Source organism: Rhodopirellula sp. UBA1907, assembly GCF_002337565.1.
In the GTDB taxonomy this organism is placed as follows: Bacteria; Planctomycetota; Planctomycetia; order Pirellulales; family Pirellulaceae; genus Rhodopirellula; species Rhodopirellula europaea.
Genome location: NZ_DDGH01000057.1, coordinates 1 through 22,440 on the forward strand (window position 1 = coordinate 1; position 22,440 = coordinate 22,440).

At 53.9% G+C, this 22,440-nt stretch carries 21 protein-coding genes and 26 tRNA genes; 33 read left to right on the forward strand and 14 right to left on the reverse strand.

Going from position 1 to position 22,440, the window contains the following annotated elements; all coding sequences use genetic code 11:
* Positions 1 to 947: 947 nt before the first annotated feature.
* The 12 genes from B2R17_RS12485 to B2R17_RS12540 all read left to right on the forward strand — a co-directional run bounded on the left by B2R17_RS12485 (position 948) and on the right by B2R17_RS12540 (position 2,692).
* A tRNA-Phe gene (locus tag B2R17_RS12485) sits at positions 948 to 1,019 on the forward strand.
* A 58-nt stretch (positions 1,020 to 1,077) separates the two neighbouring features.
* Positions 1,078 to 1,150: transfer RNA gene (locus tag B2R17_RS12490), tRNA-Pro, on the forward strand.
* A 271-nt stretch (positions 1,151 to 1,421) separates the two neighbouring features.
* Positions 1,422 to 1,494, forward strand: a tRNA-Ile gene (locus tag B2R17_RS12495).
* Positions 1,495 to 1,534: 40 nt separating this feature from the next.
* Positions 1,535 to 1,607: transfer RNA gene (locus B2R17_RS12500), tRNA-Lys, on the forward strand.
* A 20-nt stretch (positions 1,608 to 1,627) separates the two neighbouring features.
* Positions 1,628 to 1,698, forward strand: a tRNA-Thr gene (locus B2R17_RS12505).
* 52 nt (positions 1,699 to 1,750) lie between these two features.
* Positions 1,751 to 1,821, forward strand: a tRNA-Gly gene (locus tag B2R17_RS12510).
* A gap of 8 nt (positions 1,822 to 1,829) precedes the next feature.
* Positions 1,830 to 1,901: transfer RNA gene (locus B2R17_RS12515), tRNA-Asn, on the forward strand.
* Between the two features lie 85 nt (positions 1,902 to 1,986).
* A tRNA-Gly gene (locus B2R17_RS12520) sits at positions 1,987 to 2,058 on the forward strand.
* 180 nt (positions 2,059 to 2,238) lie between these two features.
* Positions 2,239 to 2,314, forward strand: a tRNA-His gene (locus B2R17_RS12525).
* Positions 2,315 to 2,326: 12 nt separating this feature from the next.
* Positions 2,327 to 2,399: transfer RNA gene (locus B2R17_RS12530), tRNA-Asp, on the forward strand.
* 113 nt (positions 2,400 to 2,512) lie between these two features.
* Positions 2,513 to 2,587: transfer RNA gene (locus tag B2R17_RS12535), tRNA-Glu, on the forward strand.
* A 21-nt stretch (positions 2,588 to 2,608) separates the two neighbouring features.
* Positions 2,609 to 2,692, forward strand: a tRNA-Ser gene (locus tag B2R17_RS12540).
* A 168-nt stretch (positions 2,693 to 2,860) separates the two neighbouring features.
* Here the strand turns inward: B2R17_RS12540 and B2R17_RS12545 are convergent.
* From B2R17_RS12545 to B2R17_RS12600, 12 genes are all read right to left on the reverse strand, one after another.
* Positions 2,861 to 4,510, reverse strand: a complete 1,650-nt coding sequence (locus B2R17_RS12545) for a recombinase family protein (RefSeq protein WP_286764253.1) — start codon at positions 4,508 to 4,510, stop codon at positions 2,861 to 2,863.
* Between the two features lie 196 nt (positions 4,511 to 4,706).
* The gene (locus tag B2R17_RS12550) at positions 4,707 to 5,261 is read right to left on the reverse strand and encodes a DUF2213 domain-containing protein (protein ID WP_286764254.1); all 555 of its coding nucleotides are present in this window, start codon (positions 5,259 to 5,261) and stop codon (positions 4,707 to 4,709) included.
* 4 nt (positions 5,262 to 5,265) lie between these two features.
* Positions 5,266 to 5,478: a hypothetical protein gene (locus B2R17_RS12555; RefSeq protein WP_286764255.1), complete on the reverse strand. Its 213-nt coding sequence runs from the start codon at positions 5,476 to 5,478 to the stop codon at positions 5,266 to 5,268.
* A 32-nt stretch (positions 5,479 to 5,510) separates the two neighbouring features.
* Positions 5,511 to 6,200 (reverse strand): hypothetical protein, encoded by a 690-nt coding sequence (locus B2R17_RS12560; RefSeq protein WP_286764256.1) that lies wholly within the window; start codon positions 6,198 to 6,200, stop codon positions 5,511 to 5,513.
* 18 nt (positions 6,201 to 6,218) lie between these two features.
* Entirely contained in the window at positions 6,219 to 7,685 is a 1,467-nt protein-coding gene (locus tag B2R17_RS12565) for a hypothetical protein (protein ID WP_286764257.1), read from the reverse strand.
* A complete protein-coding gene (locus B2R17_RS12570; protein WP_286764258.1) occupies positions 7,682 to 8,074 on the reverse strand; it encodes a hypothetical protein in 393 nt (130 codons plus the stop codon). The genes B2R17_RS12565 and B2R17_RS12570 overlap by 4 nt, the downstream gene beginning before the upstream one ends.
* Positions 8,075 to 8,145: 71 nt before the next feature.
* A complete protein-coding gene (locus tag B2R17_RS12575) occupies positions 8,146 to 8,838 on the reverse strand; it encodes a recombinase family protein (protein ID WP_286764259.1) in 693 nt (230 codons plus the stop codon).
* Positions 8,839 to 8,935: 97 nt separating this feature from the next.
* Positions 8,936 to 9,277 (reverse strand): hypothetical protein, encoded by a 342-nt coding sequence (locus B2R17_RS12580; protein ID WP_286764260.1) that lies wholly within the window; start codon positions 9,275 to 9,277, stop codon positions 8,936 to 8,938.
* A gap of 380 nt (positions 9,278 to 9,657) precedes the next feature.
* Complete coding sequence (locus tag B2R17_RS12585; protein ID WP_286764261.1) at positions 9,658 to 10,263, reverse strand: DUF3102 domain-containing protein; 606 nt, start codon at positions 10,261 to 10,263, stop codon at positions 9,658 to 9,660.
* Between the two features lie 290 nt (positions 10,264 to 10,553).
* The gene (locus B2R17_RS12590) at positions 10,554 to 10,739 is read right to left on the reverse strand and encodes a hypothetical protein (RefSeq protein ID WP_286764262.1); all 186 of its coding nucleotides are present in this window, start codon (positions 10,737 to 10,739) and stop codon (positions 10,554 to 10,556) included.
* A 53-nt stretch (positions 10,740 to 10,792) separates the two neighbouring features.
* Positions 10,793 to 11,695, reverse strand: coding sequence for a hypothetical protein (locus B2R17_RS12595; RefSeq protein ID WP_286764263.1), 903 nt, complete (start codon positions 11,693 to 11,695; stop codon positions 10,793 to 10,795).
* 196 nt (positions 11,696 to 11,891) lie between these two features.
* A complete protein-coding gene (locus B2R17_RS12600; protein WP_286764264.1) occupies positions 11,892 to 12,497 on the reverse strand; it encodes a hypothetical protein in 606 nt (201 codons plus the stop codon).
* A 468-nt stretch (positions 12,498 to 12,965) separates the two neighbouring features.
* Between B2R17_RS12600 and B2R17_RS12605 the strand changes: the two genes are divergently transcribed.
* Complete coding sequence (locus B2R17_RS12605) at positions 12,966 to 13,580, forward strand: hypothetical protein (protein ID WP_286764265.1); 615 nt, start codon at positions 12,966 to 12,968, stop codon at positions 13,578 to 13,580.
* Positions 13,581 to 14,306: a DUF4145 domain-containing protein gene (locus tag B2R17_RS12610; protein ID WP_286764266.1), complete on the forward strand. Its 726-nt coding sequence runs from the start codon at positions 13,581 to 13,583 to the stop codon at positions 14,304 to 14,306.
* A gap of 9 nt (positions 14,307 to 14,315) precedes the next feature.
* On the opposite strand, the gene B2R17_RS12615 is transcribed toward B2R17_RS12610, so the two are convergent.
* A tRNA-OTHER gene (locus tag B2R17_RS12615) sits at positions 14,316 to 14,426 on the reverse strand.
* Positions 14,427 to 14,610: 184 nt separating this feature from the next.
* Here B2R17_RS12615 and B2R17_RS12620 point away from each other — a divergent pair.
* The 18 genes from B2R17_RS12620 to B2R17_RS12705 all read left to right on the forward strand — a co-directional run bounded on the left by B2R17_RS12620 (position 14,611) and on the right by B2R17_RS12705 (position 20,884).
* Positions 14,611 to 14,682: transfer RNA gene (locus B2R17_RS12620), tRNA-Val, on the forward strand.
* Positions 14,683 to 14,732: 50 nt separating this feature from the next.
* Positions 14,733 to 15,002, forward strand: a complete 270-nt coding sequence (locus B2R17_RS12625) for a hypothetical protein (protein ID WP_286764267.1) — start codon at positions 14,733 to 14,735, stop codon at positions 15,000 to 15,002.
* 64 nt (positions 15,003 to 15,066) lie between these two features.
* Positions 15,067 to 15,140, forward strand: a tRNA-Leu gene (locus B2R17_RS12630).
* Between the two features lie 20 nt (positions 15,141 to 15,160).
* A tRNA-Ala gene (locus B2R17_RS12635) sits at positions 15,161 to 15,231 on the forward strand.
* Positions 15,232 to 15,329: 98 nt separating this feature from the next.
* Positions 15,330 to 15,413 (forward strand) — tRNA-Leu (locus B2R17_RS12640).
* A 183-nt stretch (positions 15,414 to 15,596) separates the two neighbouring features.
* Positions 15,597 to 15,672 (forward strand) — tRNA-Leu (locus B2R17_RS12645).
* 8 nt (positions 15,673 to 15,680) lie between these two features.
* Positions 15,681 to 15,753, forward strand: a tRNA-Val gene (locus tag B2R17_RS12650).
* A 105-nt stretch (positions 15,754 to 15,858) separates the two neighbouring features.
* A tRNA-Ala gene (locus B2R17_RS12655) sits at positions 15,859 to 15,931 on the forward strand.
* Between the two features lie 18 nt (positions 15,932 to 15,949).
* Positions 15,950 to 16,035: transfer RNA gene (locus tag B2R17_RS12660), tRNA-Ser, on the forward strand.
* A gap of 12 nt (positions 16,036 to 16,047) precedes the next feature.
* Positions 16,048 to 16,119 (forward strand) — tRNA-Arg (locus B2R17_RS12665).
* A gap of 47 nt (positions 16,120 to 16,166) precedes the next feature.
* Positions 16,167 to 16,997, forward strand: coding sequence for a hypothetical protein (locus tag B2R17_RS12670; protein WP_286764268.1), 831 nt, complete (start codon positions 16,167 to 16,169; stop codon positions 16,995 to 16,997).
* Positions 16,998 to 17,035: 38 nt separating this feature from the next.
* Positions 17,036 to 17,109, forward strand: a tRNA-Thr gene (locus B2R17_RS12675).
* Between the two features lie 32 nt (positions 17,110 to 17,141).
* Positions 17,142 to 17,213, forward strand: a tRNA-Arg gene (locus B2R17_RS12680).
* A 165-nt stretch (positions 17,214 to 17,378) separates the two neighbouring features.
* Positions 17,379 to 18,155 (forward strand): DUF5677 domain-containing protein, encoded by a 777-nt coding sequence (locus B2R17_RS12685; protein WP_286764269.1) that lies wholly within the window; start codon positions 17,379 to 17,381, stop codon positions 18,153 to 18,155.
* 28 nt (positions 18,156 to 18,183) lie between these two features.
* Positions 18,184 to 18,254: transfer RNA gene (locus B2R17_RS12690), tRNA-Cys, on the forward strand.
* Between the two features lie 171 nt (positions 18,255 to 18,425).
* A complete protein-coding gene (locus tag B2R17_RS12695) occupies positions 18,426 to 18,590 on the forward strand; it encodes an SEC-C metal-binding domain-containing protein (protein WP_011123265.1) in 165 nt (54 codons plus the stop codon).
* A gap of 76 nt (positions 18,591 to 18,666) precedes the next feature.
* Positions 18,667 to 18,737 (forward strand) — tRNA-Cys (locus B2R17_RS12700).
* A gap of 512 nt (positions 18,738 to 19,249) precedes the next feature.
* Complete coding sequence (locus B2R17_RS12705; RefSeq protein ID WP_286764270.1) at positions 19,250 to 20,884, forward strand: VWA domain-containing protein; 1,635 nt, start codon at positions 19,250 to 19,252, stop codon at positions 20,882 to 20,884.
* Here the strand turns inward: B2R17_RS12705 and B2R17_RS12710 are convergent.
* Positions 20,862 to 21,218 carry a four helix bundle protein gene (locus tag B2R17_RS12710; protein ID WP_286764271.1) on the reverse strand — a complete coding sequence of 119 codons (357 nt, stop codon included), beginning with the start codon at positions 21,216 to 21,218 and terminating at the stop codon, positions 20,862 to 20,864. The genes B2R17_RS12705 and B2R17_RS12710 overlap by 23 nt on opposite strands.
* Positions 21,219 to 21,379: 161 nt before the next feature.
* Between B2R17_RS12710 and B2R17_RS12715 the strand changes: the two genes are divergently transcribed.
* Positions 21,380 to 22,440: ARPP-1 family domain-containing protein (locus tag B2R17_RS12715; RefSeq protein ID WP_286764272.1), on the forward strand; the 1,061-nt coding region annotated here is incomplete at its 3' end.

A 22,440-nucleotide genomic window follows, 5' to 3' on the forward strand; every position in this document is an offset into this window, starting at 1 on the left:
ACAGGCTTGGTGAATAATGCGGGCTAAGGTGTAGAGAGCATGTTATCGAGGCCATTTTTCGTGGACAACATCCATGTGAAATCTTCTTCCTTTGAGGAGCATTGTGAGCGAGTTCTCATGCTCCGATACACCACATTTGTCATCGGCTTCCGGTTATCAAGATGACTGCATTTCGTAATCGCTGTACAAGACCACTAAAGACACCAATCCACTTGCAGTAGCATTCCGTTCCAAGCGTACTGATCGGTGCATCATCCAAGAACAGGGAACCTGCTTCAGGAATCTTCGTTCTCATGTCAGCGACAATCACTTGCGTTGCAATGCCGTCGCATCACGGGCGATCCAATACCGGACGGCTATTGATGACTGATGCGATTCGGCGAGCCCTCGCCGAATTAGCTCCATCTACAATACAACTTTCCATCAACACCGCGGTCCGGGACTAGTTGATAGCGGATGAGAGGCAAGATCCCACGGGTTCGCCGACAACCTTTTACGCCTCAGCCGAAAGTTGTCTGTTCGCAATGCTCTGGGAGCATGCTGGGGGCAGGAGCGAGTCGCTGAATAGTTCGATTCGACAGGAGGCTCTTGCACAGTCTTGGAAAGAATTGAGACATTTCCTGGTTCAGTGCGAACCCTCGTGACGTCAACGCGTCTATCTCACAGAACACACAAGTCACATTCATAGACGAGCGAGTAACGAGCTTTCTGATGTTAACGAATATTGAATCCAGTCGACTCGAACGGAAACACGAAGGCAGTCTTTTCGCCTCGCTGGCAATCCATTGCGAGCCGTCGAATAGCAATGCCCCGGCGTATCCACGTCTGATGTGACACTCGCTTTCCAAAGCGAACGACTTCTTCATGAAGGCTCGGTGTCACCAAGACATCGAGCCTTTTTTCGTGTCCGCATTGCAGCGGGCAACCCCCAACAACGAACCCAATTTGGGCTGGTAGCTGAGACGGTCTAGCGGCGGTCTGAAGAACCGCAGACGAGGATTCGAGCGCCTCCCGGCCCACTGACAAGGAAGATATGCGCCGACAGCAACTGCTGCGGCGATGGAAGCAACACAACATCGGATACAGGTGCAGATGGAAGCACGTCCGCTTTGGGAGCGGAAGGCTCTCGGTTCGACTCCGAGGTGTCCGACTTTTGAAACGACAACGGTAGTCGAGGGCTGGTCGCCCAAATCCGCCTGATACGCGGGTCGCGCTGAGTTCGATCCTCGGGGCTACCACTTACGACAACGACACGAAAGGAAAGCAACATGCTGCCTGAACTGCGATTGAAACGCATAGCCGCGACTGAAAAAGCGGGGCTGTGGTGTAACTGGCAGCTATACGGACTTCGGGCACCGACGCGCAGCGTTGGTCGTCGTGTAGGTGAGGGTTCAACTCCCTTCGGCCCCATCGCTACGCATCGGCGTGTAGCTCAGGGGTGAGAGCGGCGTCCTTATAAGGCGACGGTCGCGGGTTCAATTCCCGCCACGCCGACTGAAATGAAACAACGACGACGACGAAAACAACAGCACATGGGATTGTGGCAGACAAGGTAATGCATCGGACTCTTAATCCGAGCGATGTGAGTTCGATTCTCACCGATCCCACTTGAAACAGTTTGAAACAAGCACTGATGGTCTAACGGCAAGACTCCTCCGTCGTAACGAGGTGATGCGGGTTCGATTCCGGCTCGGTGCTCTTGAACGCTTCGGCGTATTGATCTTTGACAATTTGGTAGTGATGCATTTTTGCGCCCATGATGTAGCGGTAGCCTGCTGCCTTGCCATGGCGGAAGTGTGGGTTCGACTCCCACTGGGCGCTTTGCAGAATCCGGTGTGGCCCAATGGTAAGGCGGCTCCCTGTTAAGGAGACGAGTGATGGTTCGAGTCCATCCGCCGGAGCTTCGCGAAGTTTGAAGGGTGAAGCGAGAAGTGTGAGATAGCTCGCTTCGTTTCACACCTCGCCCTTCAAACTTCCGCATATTAAGTGTCCTTGGCCGAGCGGCAAAGGTTCCGGACTTCCAATCCGGCTAGGTGGGTTCGACTCCCACAGGACACTCTTTCATTGTTGAAAACTCTCTCCGGCGCGTAGTCGCGACGTGAGCCTTTGAAGCTCGCAGATCGGGTTCAATTCCCGGACGGAGTGCTGATGAAACGAAGACACCGAGGCGGCAACTGCTGGTCGTTGCACCTGACTCTGAATCAGGCACACACAGGTTCGATTCCTGTCCTCGGCGCTGTGGCTAGATCTGGTGCTGGTTTCCAGAGACTCACTGTGAATGAGTTTGTCGCCGGTTCAATTCCGGTTAGTCACCCTGAACAGATACGGTGGTAAGTTCCTCTGGGAAGGAAGCTTGATTGTCTATCAAGTCGCTGCGGGTTCGACTCCCGTTGCCATCGCTTTGCAAACGCCGCATTCGACTACTGGCTAGGTCGGCTGCTTCTCAGGCAGCAGGAAGGAGATCGAAACTCCTATGCGGTACTCGGCTGGCGACAAGGCTGGCCAACAAAACGGCGTGGTAGATTCTGATGGCAGAATCGTCTGGTTTTCATCCAGGAGTTCGCGGGTTCGATTCCCGCTCACGTCACTGCGTTCAACGGCGCAATACGGAAGTCACCCGGCCGGATGAGGACACTGTCTTGAAAACAGCTGCGGCTAATCACCGTTGTGGGTTCGAGTCCCACGGCTTCCGCTTGTTTGACGAAATCTTGGGAGCGTTTCCACACGGGAGGTTGTAACCCTTCTGCCTTTAATTGTGTGGTAGTCGGCGAGAGGTGCGATTCCTTGCGTTCCCACTTGTTTTGAAAAGTTTCACACGTCTCTGGTGTAACGGTAGCACTGCTGATTCCAAACCAGTTAGTCAGGGTTCTACTCTCTGGCCACAGTCCCTACTCCTTACAAAACTGATGTCACCGTGATCAAACTGGTAGCGTCGTGATGAACCGCCGCCTTTGCCTGTTGCGTAGACCGTAATTCGTTCCACCTCTTTGAGAACGGGACGCAAATCAGCTTCATTGAGGGAGCAAAGCCAAAACAGCTTGGTAAGTACTTCCAGCACTTGTTCGTTTACATCGTTGACGCTGGGCGTCTTTCTGGCTGCGATTCGCATTTGATCCCGGAGCTTGGATAGCTGAGCAATTTGTCGCTGTGCTGCGGGAATATTTTCAGCATCCAAAAGCACCAAGTTGTTTTGAGCCTTTGCAATCTTGGATTCAATATCTGCCAGTTTGCGGTGTGTGTGCTTCGTGGCTGAACCAGCCCCAGTGCTTCCAATCAGCAGCAGTTTCAGCTTCTTGAATCCCTTCGGTAGGTCCGATGGCGTGAGCTTGCCTTGTTTGGCTTTGGACATTAAACGCGATTGTTCCTGCCGTGGGATGAAGTTCTCTTCAACGAAGTTGGTAAGGTGATCAAGCAGGTCTTCCTCTCCAATGGTGCAACCCTCGCAGGCGTCTTTGCCCTCTCTGCGACGTTTACTGCACTCGTAACGCTGAGGTTTTGTCTTCTTTGTGCGTCCACGATTCTTGATCCCCCACAGCAGGCTTCCACAGTTGCCGCAGACCAAAAGCCCAGAGAGCAAGTACGGGTTTTCCTCACGGGTGTAGCGGCACTTGCGGCCCTCATTCCGCTTGAGAAGACGTTGGGCACGGTTGAAGATTCGTTTTCCAACGAGCGGCGGATGATGGTCTTCGAAAACGATCCAATCAGACTCATCGTTGGGCCCTCGTCTGCCGCCCTTGGCAATCTGACCGTCTCTGTAGCCGTGATACTTGGAGTAGCTGTGAGTGTTGCTCCTGAACAGTCCTGTGTACGCTGGGTTAGCGAGGATGACGCGGACGGCAGTTGGCTTCCACTGCTTGCTTCCACCGCTTGAGAGGATTCCATCAGCCGTCAAGCGTCTCGCAATGTCGGTCAGTGTCCGTTGCTCCTCAACGTACTCGTGAAAGATTCGCCTGACCGTTGCAACGTGGACTGGATCACCAGGAACAAGCCGTTTGTTCTTGGAACCGCCCTCAATCCGATACGCGTAGGGTGGGCTTCCAATCCAACTGCCAGCCTTTGCCGCTTCAATCTGGCCACGAAGAACGTTGCGACTCAGATCCTGTAAATATTGATGCTTAGCCTCCTGTTGCATGCTGTACATCATGCGGCCCGTGAAGTCGCTCCAGTCAATTGGTCCGTTGTTCACTGTCACGATTCGAACACCGGCCTGACGAAATGGATAGCACCAGTGCCCAGCTTCCAGTGAATCAAAGCGACCAAAGCGATCTTGGTCCCAGCAGAGGACCACGTCGAAATTTCCACTGCTTGCGTGATCTCGCATCCTCAGGAATTCAACTCGCTTTTCAGTTGCATCGCCGCTGATGCCATCATCTACGTATTCGAAGCTGATCTTGTAGCCGTTCTGTTTGGCATACGCTTCAACCGCGGTGCGTTGGTCCTCAATACTGGCTTCTTGTTTCTTCGTTGAGCGTCGATAGTACGCCACTGCTGCAATGTGCTTCTTACTCATGTTTTCCGCTTCTCTTTTAACGGAGACTCTTGAAAAGAACGACATTGGGCAGGCGGCAAGAGTGTCCGCTTTTCGGGTGTACGGCCCTATCCCAACATCGAAGTCGTAAAAAGTGCTGGGGAAGCATTTGCATGTCCCTACAAACACGCAGACAACGGAAATTTCAGTAAACGTTGTCGCCTCCCCAGCACCCCTTTCACATCCAACCCACCGTCAACAGTGGCTCATCATCAAAGGTTTGGTCGTTTGAATCGTTGCGGAGCAAACCGCAGCCAGCAGTGACGCTGCATGCACCGACTAGGTCAGGCAGGATGGCCAAGTGATCTGGACGATAGTTCCGTGCGATGATCACGCCTCCTTGGCTGTCGTCGTAGTCCATGAACAAGCCTGTGGAGACTTCCATCTGCTGATTGAGCTGGATCGTTTGAAGGATGCGTTCGTCCACAAACCTGATTCGCTCTGAATCAATCCAGGCGTCCGCTTTCAGCCGTGTTCCATCAAACGAAGTGTTGTAGATGACACCAACTTTCTGCTTGTTGGCGATTTCTGGACTGCTTGCACTCACGCCCCTGCCATGAACTTGGCTGTGGTAGCAAAGCACTGGCTTTCCATTCCAAGCTGGCACGGACTCCCTGAGTTCATCGGCGGGATAGTAGACTGGCCCATTGCTTCCGGAATGCTCACCGACAGTTAGCATCACCATGGGAACAACGTAGTGATCCCTGCCTTCAAGTTCTTGCGTTCTCACCATCGCATCAGTCCTCCGGCCAAGGAACAGTGTGCCAATCCGAAGACGCTGTCTCGTCTTCCTGCTCGCCGTCATCTTCCGTTTCGTTGTTCGCTAGGATCCAGGCCAATGACGGCGATTGCAGTGGCTCCTCGTCGAATGGTTCGTTGTTGTGCTGGGGTTCGCCAGTTCCTCCGCAGGAGCATGGCTTGACGTTGAAGACGTAGACGTTCTTTCGCATGGCAATTCTTTCAGGGTTAAATGGTTGTTGATTCAGACATTGATATTTCTGGCTTCGTTTAGCCTCCTGGAACCGACGGCTTGTGTTGTGAGACGTGCATTCTCCCGCTGCTGCAAAAGTCCTTTCAGTAGCGGCCTATGGCGTTTGGGCACCTCTCCCCCTTTTGCATGAAGGTTCAAAAGCAGACGACAGATTTTCGATTCAATTCTCTTGATCTGGTTTTCCACGATTTCGATCTGATCTCCTGGTAGGTCCTCTTCGTGAGCTTTTTCAAGCTGGGAGTCAGCTTCTTCCAATGCGTTTTCTGCGGATTCCAATCGCTCGTTGAAGTCTTTCAGGTATGGAGCAAGTTCAAGATCGAGCAACTCCTTCCGCTTGCCCTCAATCAACGCCTGTCTTGCTCGAACTGCCGCCTGAAGCTTTTTCAGGTGAGCAACCTCTTGCTCTGAAATGGATGACCTGAAGCTTGTTGCATTTGTTTTGTAGTCATCAAAAACTTGAGTTTCCTTTCGCAGCATCAGCTCATGAAAGCGAATAATTGCTTTCTGGCGTTCAACTGGGTCATTGTGAGGCTGAGCAAGAACTGGGAATGAACTGTTCTCACGCCACGCACCGGTTGCGTAGTAGATGATTCCGTTCACAAGAATGCTGTCTGGACCGTGCTGCTTCTCAAAAATCGCGACAGGTCCGTCTGTGCCAATTGGTGTCAGTGGATGATTCATAGTTTTCTCCGGTTTGGGTCATAGGTTCCAAGAATTTGTTTGGTGCATCTCTCCGTTGAGATGCCCTGAGTCTTTGGTTCGCAACGCTCCAGCGATTCGCCTGTCTTTGGAAACAACGCAGGAGACGCCAGCGACCGCGTTCGCCAAGTCGTCATGACCACCCTTTGGATGGTCAACGATGTCGCGTCCACCACTGCGGGTGCATCGTTCAAGGTTGGCGAGTTGGTCAATCAGTGTTTCGTTGTCGAGCAGTTCGATTTCACCGCTGCCCAAGCGTGGAAGTAGTTCCAAGTACAAAGCTGATTTGTTGCGGTCTGCTTTGATGAACTGAATGCGTGCTTCCTGGAACGCCTTGGCGACCCAGTCCGCTGCGTAGTTGTCTCCGTGCACGCGTTTGATGTCATATGTGCTTAGCTGATCCGCCATGTCGCCAACGACTGCGTATGGGCTTTGGCCTGGCTTGTAACGCTTGCAGAAATCGAGGACGACTTTCCGTCCATCCCTGTGCCCGATAGCGATCGCATGGTCATCGCTTCTGCCGCCGCTCATATCCACGAAGGCTGCGTATGTGTTCTTTGAACGAGGGATCAAGGATGCACGTCCCTTGTGAACCAAGCCTTCCAGAATCTCCCTGCTGATGAACGCCGCAATGTCGTCGCGGAATAGTGCGAAGTATTCGCTGCGGGCTGATGCGGGATCCTCTTGCACTGCTTGGTCGACCACGGACTGTGGCAAAGTGGGATTCAGAGTCCGCGATGGTGCATTGACCACCAGTGTTTTGCTGTTGTCGTTTCCGAAGTGGTTGGCATGCGTCTTGAATACCCAGCCACGCCTTGCATACGGCGATGAAATCGCGATCAGCTTTCCCTGGGTGGTTGCAAGCGAAGGCTGGACTGCACGAATCAACTCCGTGTCTGATTTCACTTTGCTTTCTTCATCCAGTCCGAAGAACGCAATTTCATCCACAATCGCACAGACCAACGTGAAGCCGCGAATCGACCGGAAGTCACCCGCCATGATGCGTATTTCAATGCCGTTCTTCAGCTCAAAGCCTTCTTTCGTCTCACGGACAAGCTGAGTCGCGAGCAGTGGTGTATCGAAGATGCCGCGGATGTAGTTGCGAACGATGCTCCCTTGATTCTTGGTTGGTGCGATGACCGCAACGATGCCCTTCTCGCCCTTTGAGAGTTTGCTTTCGTTCCCTGCAAGTGCTGCTTCGTAAGCACCGATCACCGCAGCGGTCCGAGATTTGCCGCTGCGACGTCCAGTCAGGAGCAACGCTGAATTGAATCCGTCCGCTGGCATTGCATGTGGGTCGCGTTCGGTCAGTTCCTCAATCGACTTGGAAGCGTTTGTGCCCAGCGGGATTCCATACAGTGCACGCAAGCAACTGAACCAACGGCTCCACGTCCGCACGCTGCCGCTCTTGTCCTCGAGGAATGGACGAAACAAGTTTGGATCTTTGCAGGCTTCAATGATGTTCATTTCTTGTTCCCTCCTGCGTTGATGTAGTCTTGTAGGTCCAATGAGTCTTTGACGTGGCGTTCCAGCCCCAGCTTTGTGAGCAGTCCCACCAATGAATTGACTGCCTGCGTGTAACAGCCCATGTCGAGCATGCCGCCTTCCGCTGCGTTCACTTCCATCGTTTCGAGCTGGACGCTGATAAAGACTGCCCGACGGACCAACATTTGCTTCTGGTAGCTGTCCGCTCCCGTGTCTTCCATCAGGCGATTCAGCCTTTTGCGGATCTCACGCACTGCCACTTGTCGCCCATCCGCCTGCTCCAGGAACTTGGGCTCAAAGCGTGCCGGTAGCCGTGTTGGCTGCTTCGCCTTTCGTTCGGATCGTGTGGACGGGCGTTTGCTTGTGGGCATGTTGTTTCCTGTTATCTTGCTGATGACTCGTGTACTTTCACCGACCCAATGCAAGTAGTCCCGGCCCTCGATCAAGTCGCATTTGCATACCGCCTCAGCACCCGTGAGACCTGCACTTGATTCCACGGCTTTCCATTCCGCGTGGTATGCCCTTCCTCGTTTAACTTGATCGCAATGCCCTGCTGTGATTCGCCATCGTCACGCCAGTCCACCATCAGCGGGATCAAGTCTGCATAGGCTTTCATCGCTTCTGTCTTTGCAGCTTCTCCCGATTGGATTCCACCCCTGCGGCGATCGTCCTGGGTGAGCGTGTGGGCGTTGTCGCGTGCTGCTCCCAACTTGCCGCCCCTCGCCTTGTAGGCTGCCAGTGCTGCTTTGGTCCGTTCACTGATGCGTCGGGCTTCGTCCTCTGCCGTGGCAGCAAGCACATGAATGGTGAGGCGGTTTGCATGTGGGTTATCACAGCAAACGAAATCCACTCCAGACTCCATCAAGCCAGATACGAAATGGACGTTGCGTGCTAGACGGTCCAGTTTCGCAATCACCAACGTGGCCTTGGATCGCTTGGCATGAGCCATCGCCTTTGCCAGTTCAGGACGGTCGTTGCGTTTGCCAGACTCAACCTCCCGATAGACGCGGATGATTTCACTACCTGTCATCACTGCGTATGCTTCGAGGGCGGCCAGCTGTGCTTCCAGCCCAAGTCCGCTGCGTTCCTGCTTGTCTGTGCTTACCCTGATGTACCCGATGATTCGTTTGGACATAGTGGTTTGCTCCTGATCATTTGGTTGGTCGTGAACGTAAACGAGCCCGGCGAAGTGGCCGGGCTCGTGTGCTGTGCTTGGTAATGTGTGTTGCGTCCTAGGCGATCCAGTACCCACGCGGCTTGGCGTCGTTGGACTGGACTTTGATCTGCTTGTCCGACAGCAGGCGGGATGGCACTTGGCAGTTGATTGTTCGCTTCATCGCCTCTGGTGCACGGTCTGGAAAGCGTTTCTCAAGCTGCGTGAGCAGTGCGTCCTTGGTGACAGGCTTGGTCTTGGTTGCTTTGCTCAGCACTTCGATGATCGTTGCGATCACGCCTGTGCCCTTGGGCTTGCTGCTCGTTGGCTTGGTCTTTGCTGCTGTCTTGGGTTTCGCTGCTGCCTTTGCTTTGGGGGCTGCTTTCTTGGCTGTGCGACGTGGTGCTTGCTTCGTTGCCATTGCTTGTTTCCTGCGTGTGTGTAGTGCGTTGCGTGGACGCCAAGTTGCGTCCAGCTAGCACTGTCACCCAGGGCAGCTTTGATGGCCAGACCGAAACTGGACGGGGCGTTCCAGCGTGTGTTTGGACAACAACAAGCACGGAAACGCTCCCTCCCGCGTTGTCTTTACGCAGGGGGCACAACGGACGTGGGAACGTGTCCAACGCACGGAGGAGCGACGGCAGCAGCGGAGAACGCAACGTGCAGGGGCGTGGCGAGTTGCAGGTTGCTGCGGTGGTGCTGGGTAGGGGTGGGAATGATGTGAAGGTGAGGAGGAGTTTCCTCAGCCTTCTTCTCTAACCCTCGGTGCTGGCTGCCCACATCTACCGTCCTCTCCTGCAACTACTGCGGTTCGATCGAGCTTAGCAGTTCTTCTTCATCCACTGCCCAAGCATCTCCGTCGAGGTCTTCGGTAATCAATTTGGTTGTCAGGACGATGGCAGTACGGCCGTCTGGCAAATCGTATCGCTTGGCATCCAACACTTGACGTTGATGGTGCCAGTCATACAGCGTGTCGTAATCGAGCAAGTCGTGTAAGCGTTCTGTCAGTGCTACAACAAAGTGGCTGAACGAATGTTTTATTTTCTGAAGGCTGGTTGGTTCGTTACAAACGGGGTTTGCCTGCGATGTCAGACGAGAGGGCTTGTATCTGGCTATCAGCTTCAATGCATGGTCGATCGTTTCTACAGCTTCGAACACGTCAGGTTTTTCGAACACAGGTTCCAAACGACACCAGTATTTTGCAATCCGCATGTACGCACAGGCGGTTTGATGGCTTGCATCGAAATTCTCCGCAATCCAGTTCATCCACTCGCCGTGCTCTACTTTGGATTTGGCTTCGATCAAAACTTCGCCACAACGTTTCGCTTTTAGCAGGCTAGTTCGCAGGTGGGTCTCAATTTCGGAGTGCAGTTCATTGGCAAGTTTGGCCAGTTCTTTAATGTCCATGATGGCTCAGCAAATTTACAGTTGGCTGTAACTTTCAGAGAGCGGAACCCGCTCACGCTGATGTGAACATCACCTCAGCACCCTATAGTCGTGCTGAGCGTTTTGATCAAAGTGGCGAAATGGCTGTTTTCGGCTTGTTTGGACGTCAAAACCAGCTTGAAGGGCGATTTACGCTAGGCGTAAAGTGTGAGCTGATAGGAGCTTGCAACTATTTTGGACTTTTCCTGGCGTATCTGGCGAAATTCGCCTGTGAACACCTCCTGCCACACGTCCTCACTGCGTCTTCTGGGCTAGCTGTCCCTCTTTGCCTCTTGGGAGGCGACGTAGGCTGCGAACGCCTCTTCGCTGGCGAGAAGCTTCTTGAAGATGGGCTCTCCGATTGTCACCAAGACTGCACCTTGGCCGCTGGCAAGCGTCCCGTGCTCAGCGTCTCCGTAGCGAAGTAGGGCTTCGACAACTTTCTCGTAGCGTTCCATGGGAATAGTCCTATTGATGGAAGTGGAAGGAAACAGGCATGCAGCTGAACCGTCTATCTATCACCGATATCAGGCGTTTGCTTGCGACTTGCTTGAGCTGCTTCGCTCATTTCTTTGAGTGAACGCTGGGGCTTGTAGTGTTCGTGATAAGCCTTTTGTTGAGCTTCAACACAGCCGGTGATGGCGTTCTCAATATCCGCGGCCCTGGCAGCAAAATCGTCAAGCACGGCAGTTGTAACGATGGGAACTGCCACTCCATGCGAGGTGTTCCTTGAGAAGGGATAGCGGAAGAGAACGATGGATTCGTTCACTTCATTCACCTTGATTTCGCCTGATTCATCTAGCCTCGCTTCAAATAGATTCCCATCCAAAACTACAACTGGTTGTGTCATCGTTCCGAATAGCACTTTGCCGTTTGGCTGTGCACTTCCTTCCCATTTTTTGGAGTCAGCTTGCTGTGCCAATGCAAAGGCTGCCTTGGTGGCTCCCAACAACGCTTTGTATGGGACATCGTTATTGGACTTTTTTGATGCATTCGTAATCCCGGTTCCGAACGCACGGTTCCACTTGTAGAAGGGATGGCTGTAGCCTGTTTCCAGAGGCAAATAGCTCTTCACGGAGTGGCCGATCTTGGAGCAAATCCAGCTGTTGATAAATAGGCTGGGCAGCAATTTGCCTGTAGCAGCAAACACGACCCATGAGTCACTGGACTTTTTGCACTCGATGCAGAATTGGCATGAAAACAGAAAGTTCTCAGTAACCACTCCATCTTCCAACCCAGCAACTATGTCCATCTCACGTGGTGTGTCTGTCTCTGGATCCCTGTAGTAAACAGACTGGTCCACGTGCATCCCTGCGTCCTGGAACGCTTTCGCGACCGTCATCTCCAGTGGGTAGCCTTGGCTGTTCAACCAGTCCAGAACTTCTTGATCAAGCGGCTTCTTTGAATCAGACAATTTGGGTTCCTGCAGCTAGAGAGTTGTTTGTAGAGGAGGTGGCTAATGGGACGCAGTGGATAGCCGGATTGGGTGTAGTTCGTATATACACCCTTTCGCCAAGTTGCCGACGTCACCGCATATGCTGTTCACGCAAGCAAAACACGGGGATCCACGACAACGCATCAGCAATTGCACGCGAAAGTAAAACCACCCCTCAGCGGGGTATCCCATTTCGCTTTTTGTGGACCAGTTTTCTCAACGCAGCATCGTCCATTTGCATCACCTTTGCTGGACTTTTTCGCCCACGTCCACCCTTGTTCCCGCGGGCTTTCATCCCTCGCTTAGTTTGCTCGCTGCGTGGCCGTTCATCGGGGTGAAGGAGAGTCAGCAGCGGAACGCCGTCCGCAAGTGCTTTTAAGCCTTCAAGTTCTCGCTCAGTCAGATGGTGAACTTGCTCCCGTGGAGTGTAACGTTCGCTACGCATGAAGCGGTCCACGGATTCAGCCAAGATGACCGCGTCCTTCTTCTCCTTCGCGAGCTTCACAAGCTCTGGCAGCCAGTCCTCTGGAAGTTTCCCCATTGAGCGGATCGTTCTCGATACCAAAACAATGGCCCCCCTTGAACGCACAAACTCGCAGCAGCGTTTTTCATTGTCCGCTGCTTGCATTTCTTGCTCGTCCGTAGAGACACGTACTGCAACGATCACATTCATTCCAGGAAGAAGGTGTTCCTGGGCGTGAAGCACGTAGTCGCTCGCCTTTCCCGGCTTCCTCAGGCTATTCACTCGCCTTCTGGCTGCTGATACTTTCGCTTTTTTCATTGGAGGTGTCTTGTTGCAAGCGGCGTCCAACGGCGATCGTAGTGCAACAAAACAAAACTACGATCGCCGTTGATCACGAAGGGAGCTAACCTTCTACCACTTTAGAACTGGATTCAGACTCAGTGAGTCTTCGCGTTCTGTGTGTGTGCAGGGAGTATCGCGGCTTTCGCAGTGATGTCAAAGCGAGGTTGCCAACCAATTGCTGTGGGAATGTGTGGCGTGCCTTCCGCGTTCGCTGACCCCCTCCCCTCGTCGCTGTTCGCCTCCTGTCACAGCGTCTGCCGCGTTTGGATGCTGGGCGAGCAGCAAAGTGCGGGGACCAGCTAGACGCACTCCGCAGCGAGTCGCAGGATGGATCTGCAAGTGGCCAAACGGGCGAACCTGCTAGGCAAGCAGCATGTCCCCTCTGTAGGATGATGCTTTGCTAGCTAGTTTAATTCGACACCCAAATCGCAACAGGACCTGGAAATGGCGAAGAAAGAAAGCAAAGGACGTATTCGAGTGTTCTTTGCGGAAATCGAAGGCGATGACGAAACAATTCAAGACGGGCTTCGGGCATTGACTGGAGCGGTATCAAAAACATTCCAACCGAAGGTTGTGATGTTGCCCAGCCCTTCATCAGATGGCGAGACGCCAGCGATTGAGAGCGTTGATGATTTGATTGACGATCCTGATTTCGAAGAGGACGTAGTGGATGCACCTGCAAAGAAGAGACCCAGCAACGGGAAGAAGAAGCCACCAAAGCTGAGTTTGGTTAGCGAACTAGACCTTCGGCCTGAGGGCAAAACGAACTTCCGTGATTTCTTCGAAGGAAAGGCCCCTCGTACGCAAAAAGAACAAATTGCAGTAATCATCTACTATTTGAAGTGTATTGCGGAAGAACAAGATATCACCGCTGATCATGTTTACACATGTTTGAAAAACGCTGAGGTGAAGGTCCCTACCTTTCTTCCTCAAGTAATTCGGAAGTGTTCTTCGGAAAAAGGATGGGTCGACAGTAGCAATAGCAAAGACTTGAATATCACTACCTCCGGCGAAAACTTCGTCGAACATGAAATGCAAAGAGCCCCGGAAGCCAATTAGATGCGGATTGAAGACTTTTGCGTTTCACTTGCTTCGCTCAAGCTGAAACAACCAATGATAGGCGTCTCTTTGCTTTGGTTCGTGGACAATGATGTACCTGGCAGTAAACTATCAGCCGGAGAAATTTCTCGACTAATTCGAGAGAGTGGACTGGGAAACCCTCATAGCACCAAGCTTGGTCAGTCGATAGTTGCGACTAAGCATGCGTTGGCATCGAAGAATCTTCTAAGCATCAAGCCGACTTCACGCGAGTCTATTAAGAAAATACTTGAGCCGGTGCTAGGGAAGCCTCAACGCGAAGCTGATCAAGAGCATGGGTACATTCCACGGGGCGTGTGGAATGTAAATCGTGGTTACATTTGCCGGACAGCTGAGCAAATCAATGAGTGCTTTGAGTTCGGGCAGTTCGACGGAGCGTCCTTGCTAACTAGACGATTGCTCGAGACCATACTTGTAGAGTGCTTCGAGCATCTCAAGCTCGCACACCACATCACTGACCATGATGGTCACTACACCAACCTGTCGACAATGATCAGCAGGGTTGTCGATCACAGGGATTTTCGAGTCACCAAAGAGACTGGCGGCGTATTGTCCCAGATTCGAAAGAACGGAAATCGTTCGGCCCACAACTACCGCTACAACGCACAGGAAGCTGATCTCGTTAAAGTGCAATCCGAAGTCAGGGTTGCAATTGAAGAGCTTTTACATGTTGCAGGCTTGAAGTAAGTAGAAGAATACCCGCGAAGGGAGTCGAACCCTCAAGTCACGATGTGACAGCAGCTTGGAAAGCCAATGACGCACATTGGCTTTGACAAGCTGCCGTGTTTGCCATTTCACCACACGGGCCAAGTGCTGCTTTTATACGTGGTTGGCGGGTAATGTCAAGCTTTCAGGGCATTTTGGATGAACCTACTGACGCCTCGGCTGTCTCCATCCGCAGCAAACGCCGCTAACCGCAGGGAAAGCGGAGTACGGACTGTGGCCCGTAACTCTCAAATCCTTGGGGACGTGCTCTTCGGATCGACAACATGGTCCTGTGGTCCAACGGCGACGACACCTGTTTTACACGCAGGAAACGATGGTTCGATTCCATCCGGGACTACTGCCGGCGTCACGGTGACGGTGGCCCGTAATTAACCAAGGAGAATGACGATGTCCAGAAATGTGAAGTACGTGCAATGTGCGATGAGACGCAACATCGCCGGCGGATCAGTGCGAACGACATCGTACATCCCGCAAGAGTTTGCGAAGGTCGGCCGCGTGCTGAGGCTCAAAGATGACAAGGTCGGTTGGGTCGACGGCTGGGTGGTCGAAAGCGTCGGCGACGTGATCGTCGAAGGCGACCAACTCCCTGACTCGCACAGGGCGATCAAGAACCACCGCAAGTCAACGGGCGACAGCGCTCCGCGACTGCATGCGTAACACGTTGGCAGCCAAGGGAAGAACGCGGTCGGTCGCGTCCTTCCCAGCGGCACCAGCAATCAACGCCTAGATACGCCAACTGGCCGAGCGGCTCGACTTAAACCCGAGTGTTTGCAGGTTCGACTCCTGCTCTGGGCACTGAAACGAAAGAGCAACATGGGGCGCTCGTCCAACGGGAAGACGTCTGTTTTGCACGCAGAAAATCGGGGTTCGATTCCCCGGTGCTCCACTTTTTTACAAACGCTGAGGTAGGCCAACGGCGAGCCGCTTGTCTTAGGAACAAGTGCTTGCGGGTTCGACTCCCTCCCGCAGTACTTCGATTCAAACAGCCAAGTGGTGGAACCGGTAGACACGCGACACTCAGAATGTCGTGCCCACAGCGGCGTGCGAGTTCAACTCTCGCCTTGGCTACTTTCAGTAGTGGAACAACGATGCGGGTGAGCCAGGCTCATCCGGGCCTCATAAGCCTGGACCGTCGGGTGCGACCCCCGAACCCGCTACTTCAATGCGACAACAACGCGGATGGGCCAGAGCTCAGCCAGGCCTCATAAGCCATGACCGCCGGGTGCGACCCCCGGATCCGCTACTTCATTCGGCCGGGTACGCAAACTGGCAAAGCGACGAGGTCGAGAGCCTCGTGACTTTGTGGGTTCGACTCCCACCTCGGTCATGAAAAACGATCGCGTGGTCCAGCGGCTAAGACGCCTGCGTGACAAGCAGGAGACCGATGGTTCGATTCCATCCGTGATCACTGAAACGCCAAGGTCTGTAAGTGTTGCGGCAGCACGCGTCTGTGGTATGGACGAAGACCGGGTTCAATTCCCGGACGGACCTCTGAGTGACGTTTGAAACAAATGGGCTGGCATGTTCCAAGGGGGCGACTGATCCTTGCAAGATCGGTGAGAAGGGTTCGATTCCCTTCCGGTCCACTCTCAGTTTTGATTTACGGAAGGCAGCCGGATACGGTTTGCCGGGCCGCACTGCTAACGCGTGCCACCTTCGGGTGATGAGGGTTCGACTCCCTCGCCTTCCGCTTTTTTGAGACGGCTCGATGGTGAAACGGACATCATCTCTGGCTTCTAACCAGAAGTTCCGGGTTCGATTCCTGGTCGGGCTACTGCCGATATTCGCAGTCACGTTGGCTGCCGGCATCGATTCGCTTGTTTGACGCTTTTGAAAGGCAATGTCATGAGCATGCGTCAGATTGAGCGTCAATTCACGCGGATTGGTGCTCGAGCAAACGTTCATCCGCCGATCGTTCGGCGCTGGGGAACGACTCCTGAAGTTTCGATCGACATCGGCAACGACGCCGAGGGCGAGTTCTTCGATATCTCGATTCAGCCACCACAGTTGGCCGAGACGCAGGTGATCGACGTTCAGCCTTCAATGCGGCACCTGCTGCTGATGTCGCGACAAGACGACGGAAAGCACAAGTTCTTGTGCGGACACGACGAGCGACATTGGTTCGTTGCTGCTGTTCCTGAACGGGCAGCCGTTTCATCTGTGAAGACAGCTTTCGACGCGCTCAAGCCGGTTGCGGTGCGAGCACTCGAGAACCGTCTCGGTGTGAAGCCGCGGAAGCGGAATCGTCGACGCAATGAAGCATTTATCCGTCAGGGCGAGTGGTTCTTCGTCCCGGTCGAAAACCCGGCGTTGGTCGATGAGCGTCTCGTTCTACGCAGCGAGCCGATCGCACGTGGCGGCGGAAAGCCGCACATTTGCGAAGAAGTGGTTCGACAGGGCGGACAACTGGTTTACATCAGTAACCAGCACCCGAACGGATTGACCGAGGGACAGCGAATGCGATTGATAAGTCGCAAGCCTGAACTTCGTCATCTGCACTGGGGCGCTCAACGTCGAAACCCCAGCGTGTTTGTTCGCGGACGAGTTCGCCATCCGGATCACAAGACGATCATCTTGAACGGTTGGCACCAAGTCTTGATGAACACTGAAAACGAGTCGATCGCAATGCGACATGTTGCATTCATCGACTGAATTTCGGTCCCGCACTTCGGTGCGGGGCCATTTCCCAAGCCGACGTGGCTCGATGCAGAAAGGCACCGCTCTTGTAAAGCGGCTCATGCTGGTGCGAACCCAGTCGTCGGCTCTTGTGACTATGAGTGAAGAAAACAACCAAATGACTCGCGGGTGTGCTGGATAGCATGACAGTCTTCGAAACTGTCGGACCAGGTTCGATTCCTGGGCGGGTTACTCGGCTCTGATCCTGAGCCGATTTTCAAAATGTTCTCGGAGTGTGCCGGAATAGCAAGCGACTTTGCGAAGGTCGTAGACCAGGTTCGATTCCTGGCGAGAGCACTTGTGCATACAATGCAAAAATGCGACAGCAGGTAACAACCACCAGAAATGGAATTGACTTTGGATAAAGAAAAATTGACCAATGATAGCGTGGACGAGACCATGCTCGATCTGTTGAAGTCCGTCATTGGCCAGGCGAACGAGAAGATCGAGGATAACGATATCGGGCGTGCTCTACTGTTCTTCACTGTACGCATCGCTAATACATGGCGTTCAATACGGACGCTTCGTAACAATACTGCAGATGCCGAAGGATTTACTGTCGATGCTGGAACGCTGTTGCGAGCGATGTTTGATGCATACCTTCAAGCTGAGTATATCGTTCATGAACCGAATCTTGCTGACCAGTTGGCAAGTGACTACCTCGAGTTCGAACATGTTGAGCGATTCAAGTCGATGACCGCCGTCATGAAGCACGAGAATTCACTATCCGAACATCTAAAGGCGTCTCCGAAACGGACTGCCGGAGAGGCAAGAATAAATACCGAATATGACCGAGTTAAGTCTCGGTACTTCATTAGAAAAAAACGTGCTGATGGGACAATTAAAGTTGGTCCAGCAACTCGAAATACATGGCACGAGAACAATCTCGCCGAGATAGCGCGCTTACTCGGAAAAGAGGATGAATACGACACATTGTTACGAAACTTTCACGGCTGCGTACATTCCAGCCCATTTGCCGTTCGGAGCGGTCCGATGTTGGCAGGGGAACATGTCGTTGATTGGGCATCAACAATCGCTGCACGGGTGGCAAAACTGAATGTGGATCATCACAACCTTAGAATTAGCGAGATTTATACTTCGATTCTTAGCGTACTTTGCAAGCCCTATTTCTGATTCCGTGTACCGATCGGCGGCGACTCATGACGCTGGAGCCAGATGGCCAGGCAACCGGCTGCAACCCGGTCGAAGTGGGTTCGACTCCCACCGGCGTTTCTGACTGATCGACTGCAGACTCGGATTACATCTTCAAAATGTGAACCATCTGAGTTGTCCCTTCGTCGGTCCGTCTTTGCACAACCTCAACACTTTCACACTCAAACCGGAGCAGACCGATGCGACACGACAACCAACACTTCCGCGACGAAGACCTCTGCTTTCGAGCCGATGAGCAAACGTCGTAAGGGCTACCCGTCAGAAACGAAAGTCAAACGCGGAGTCCGAATCATCCAAGGCAAGCAACTCGAGGAAAAGCTCGGTCGAAACGACCTATGCCCATGTGGCAGCGGTCAGCGATTCAAACGTTGCTGCCTACGATCGGGGCGTCTGTGATGGCGTCAATCGCGACGACTACTTTTAGAGACGACGACTGAATGAAACACGCTCGCGGCAACCCCGCGAGCAGCAAAACGCTGGAGCCAGATGGCTAGGCGGCCGGCTGCAACCCGGTTTAAGTGGGTTCGACTCCCACCAGCGTTTCTGATTCGAGGACTAGCACGTCATTACAGCTAGCTCATTTGGTTAGAGCATCAGATCCTTAATCTGAGTGTAACGGGTTCGAGTCCCGTGCTTGAAACATGACTGGCAACCTACCTCGAATTTCTTACATGGTTCTTCGGAACCGTGATGCCGGGGACTCTCTCGTCAATTCAGTGCGTGTTACCAACGCGAGGGTTTGAGAAACCTTTACCAAAGGCATTGACCAGAACCTTACCCCGGCACTTTTGCATCACAACCAAATCGCAAGGGAACCCTGAACACATTGCATCGGGTACTAGCGCGTCGATACAGAGCCATCAAAATGGCTGTACGCGAAAGCGTTTGAGGGTTCGAATCCCTCCTCCTGCGCTTTCAACGACCTCCGCGGTCGTTGCACACACGCGGGAGTGGTGGAATTGGCAGACACACAGTTGTAAGCGTCCCGCACCTTGCCCCGATGCTGTGTTTTCAATTCGTCTTGTTTTTGAACTGAACACGAAGGAGCTACACGAATGGATCTGATCAAGACTGCAAGCCTGCCATTGCGGCCGACTGATGCGTTGTCCGATTCGCAGCGTGAATTGCTGCCGCTTGCATTCGGTTCCTTCCTTGACTCGGTCGCAACGGCTACCGGTCGCGGCACGTTCTATAACTCACGTGAAGAACAAGCGGCAGCCGTCGAAGCAGCCCACCGTGACCTGTTCGATATCGACCGTGACGTTTACACCGCAGCTCTGATGCTGCCGGGCGTGACGGACTACAGTCGACAGATCGGTGTGCGTCGATTGCTGCAAACGACTCGCGACGGCGGAATCCTGCCGGCCGAGTTCGAAGCAGCGGCAATGACGCACCTGGTCCGCGGTCTGCCAACGCAGCGGATGCTGAAGTTGTTCGGAATGCTACGTCGTGACCGCGTCAACAACGCGCGAACGCGTCGATTGATCCTGAGCGAAATCCTCAGTGCTGACGGTCTGGAGTTTTGGGCGGTCAAGTACCGCGAGAAGCTACGGGTCGCGTTGACGCACGCGTGGGGACGCCGAACGACGAGCATCCTGCGCAGCGTGTTGGCGAAGTCGAAGGATGAGCGTACCGAAAAGGAATCGCAGATCGTTCGCCAGAACGTGACACGTTTTTCAAGTGGGATAGGCATCCTGCCTGTCGAGTCGCAAACCTCAGGCTGGAAGCCTAAGCCACAGTCTGTCGCTCGAGTCGAACAATGCGTTCGTTTCATCCTCGGTGATGAAGACGGCGTGACACTGAATCGTTTGGCGGCGTACCGTGACGCGAAGTCCGACTTCGATCGTGGAGCCGTCCTGCCACCGGAAACGATGGAAGGTCTGCGAAGCCGATATCACAGGCATCGTACCAACGCCGAAGTACTCGAACTGACGAAGTCTCAGCTGACGACCGGTCAAAAGATCGCCGTCCAGCGCAAGGCAGAACAGTCGGGCGTGGAGGTCGAGTTCGATCCAGCGAAGTACGACGCAGTTCGACTGTACGTTTACGCGTTCGAGATGGGCATGACCGATGAAATTCGTCAGGCCCTTCGCGACAAGGCGGAAGCAGCCGCCGCACGACTGCCAGTGGCGTTCGAGCGAGTGGGCGTGCTGATTGACTCATCGCAATCGATGATCGGTCATGACACACAGGCTCGTCGTCCGATCGCGACGGCACTTGCGCTACGCGACTTGTTGTCAGCGACTGCAGATGATGCGGTTGCGATTACTTCGGATGGCCGACCATGCGAGAGCTACGAACTGGTTGAACCGTCAGGCGACACGTCGCTGGCGGCAGGATTGGTTCAGTTGCTGAAGTCCGCTCCAGACGTCGTATTCGTTCTGTCGGATGGATACGAAAACGCGCCGGCCGGACGCTTCGGCGAAACGGTCGCGGCCGTACGACGAATTGGTGTTCAAACGCCGATTCACCAATTTACGCCGGTCTTCGCGGCCGAATCACAAGGCGTTCGCACGCTGAGCGATTCCGTGGTTGCGATGCCGGTTAGCAAGCCGGAAGCAATCGGACTTGGATTGCTGAAGGCGTTAATCGAGTCCGACGTCGACCGAGGCGTCGCGGCGTTGTTCAGAGTCGTGAGTCTTGAGTCGCGAGACTCGAGGATGACGCTTACGACTTCCTCAGTGACTTGATCAATCCCGCGAGAACGCGAGCGGCTTCGTCGGCAACACCGGCAAGCCGCTTGTTTTCATCGGGATCTGTGTAGCCGAGTCGATCCGCGATGGTCAGTTGATACTCCGCCTCGCGAAGTGACCCGAATGCCATGTCAAGAAAACGAACGAAATCTGCTTGTGATTGCCTTGCGCATCCTTCGACGATGTTCGATGCGACTGACACCGAGGCTCTTCGAACTTGCGATGTCAGACCGAACATTTCGTCTTTCGGAAATGTCTTGGTCACGCGATAGACAGCCAAAACAAGTTCATCTGCAAGCTCAAAGGCACGAAGCTTCCGGTGATCTCTCATTTGGGACAGTCCTGAGGATTGAGTCGTGAGTCGCGAGTAATACCCAATACCATAGCAATGTATTGCAACTCCAAAACACGAAGGCACATCCAATTTATCATTCCGCCCCCCCTTGAGGCTCAAGCCTCACCCTTCAAGACTCAAGACCGGAGACTACCACCATGCCATTCTTCCGCAAGACTCGAGACTCACGACTCAAGACTACCATCCGCGAAGTCCTGCGCGGATGCGAAGCTGGCCGGCTGCAGAGCGTTGGCTACATGCAGGTCATCCCATTAGTTAGCGACTTGAACGACGATCGATTCGTATCGCCGGTGCAGTGCGATGCGGATGTCTACACGACCAGCTACGGGACGCTCGGCTTCCGCAACTCGAGCGATTCGGTGATGATTGTTCCGTGCCATGCCGGCTATGTCGTTAAGCAGCACGCACAGGACCACGCGATGGCGCACGCCGGCGTGGTCGCTGCTGCTGGCGATCGCCGGTACGACACCGCGGCCTGCATCCAGGCATCGCAAGGTGGATTCATCAAGAAGGGTTCGTACCGCATGTTGATTCTGCCGCACGCGTTGCGAGAGCATGCATTGCAGAAGCGAGGCGAGAAGAACTACCAGAAGCTGTGGGACGACATCTCGGTGTTCAACCAGCGATTCGGAGTGAACGGTCAAGGTCACCTCGAGTACTTCTTAAAGGCATTCAAGAAGGAACTGGACGAGTTCGTCGCCGAGTTCGAGTGCGTTCCTCGGCAAGTCGGAGCGATCGTCTTGGTCGATGACCGCGTTGTCGGCATCGAGCGGGCACCGTCTCACGATTACTGGCTGAGCATCTGGCCGAGCCTGATTCGCGAGTGCTACGGATCGCTGGCGATTGAGGCAGCCAAGGCAAACGGAGATCGAGCACCAGACCGATCACCGCGAGTCCAATTGCCGGTTGAGATCGCATCGCTCGACGAGCTGGAATCGTTGATCGCCGAGATCGCTTCGCAAGAAGACGAACGAGCCCGATCAACGGTCCGCGAGCTACTCGACGAACCACTTGACTTGCAATACGAAGAAGCTGTGTCTGACCGACGGGTTGGGGCCGACGTGTCGATCGACACCGCAACCTCGGAGCACTTCACCGGCCAAGTGATCCGTGACGGCGACAAGATCGTCTACGCATCACTTCCAGCCACGAGTGCCTTCGTCAAGAGTCAAGAGTGGACACGAGCCGAGCCCTTCTC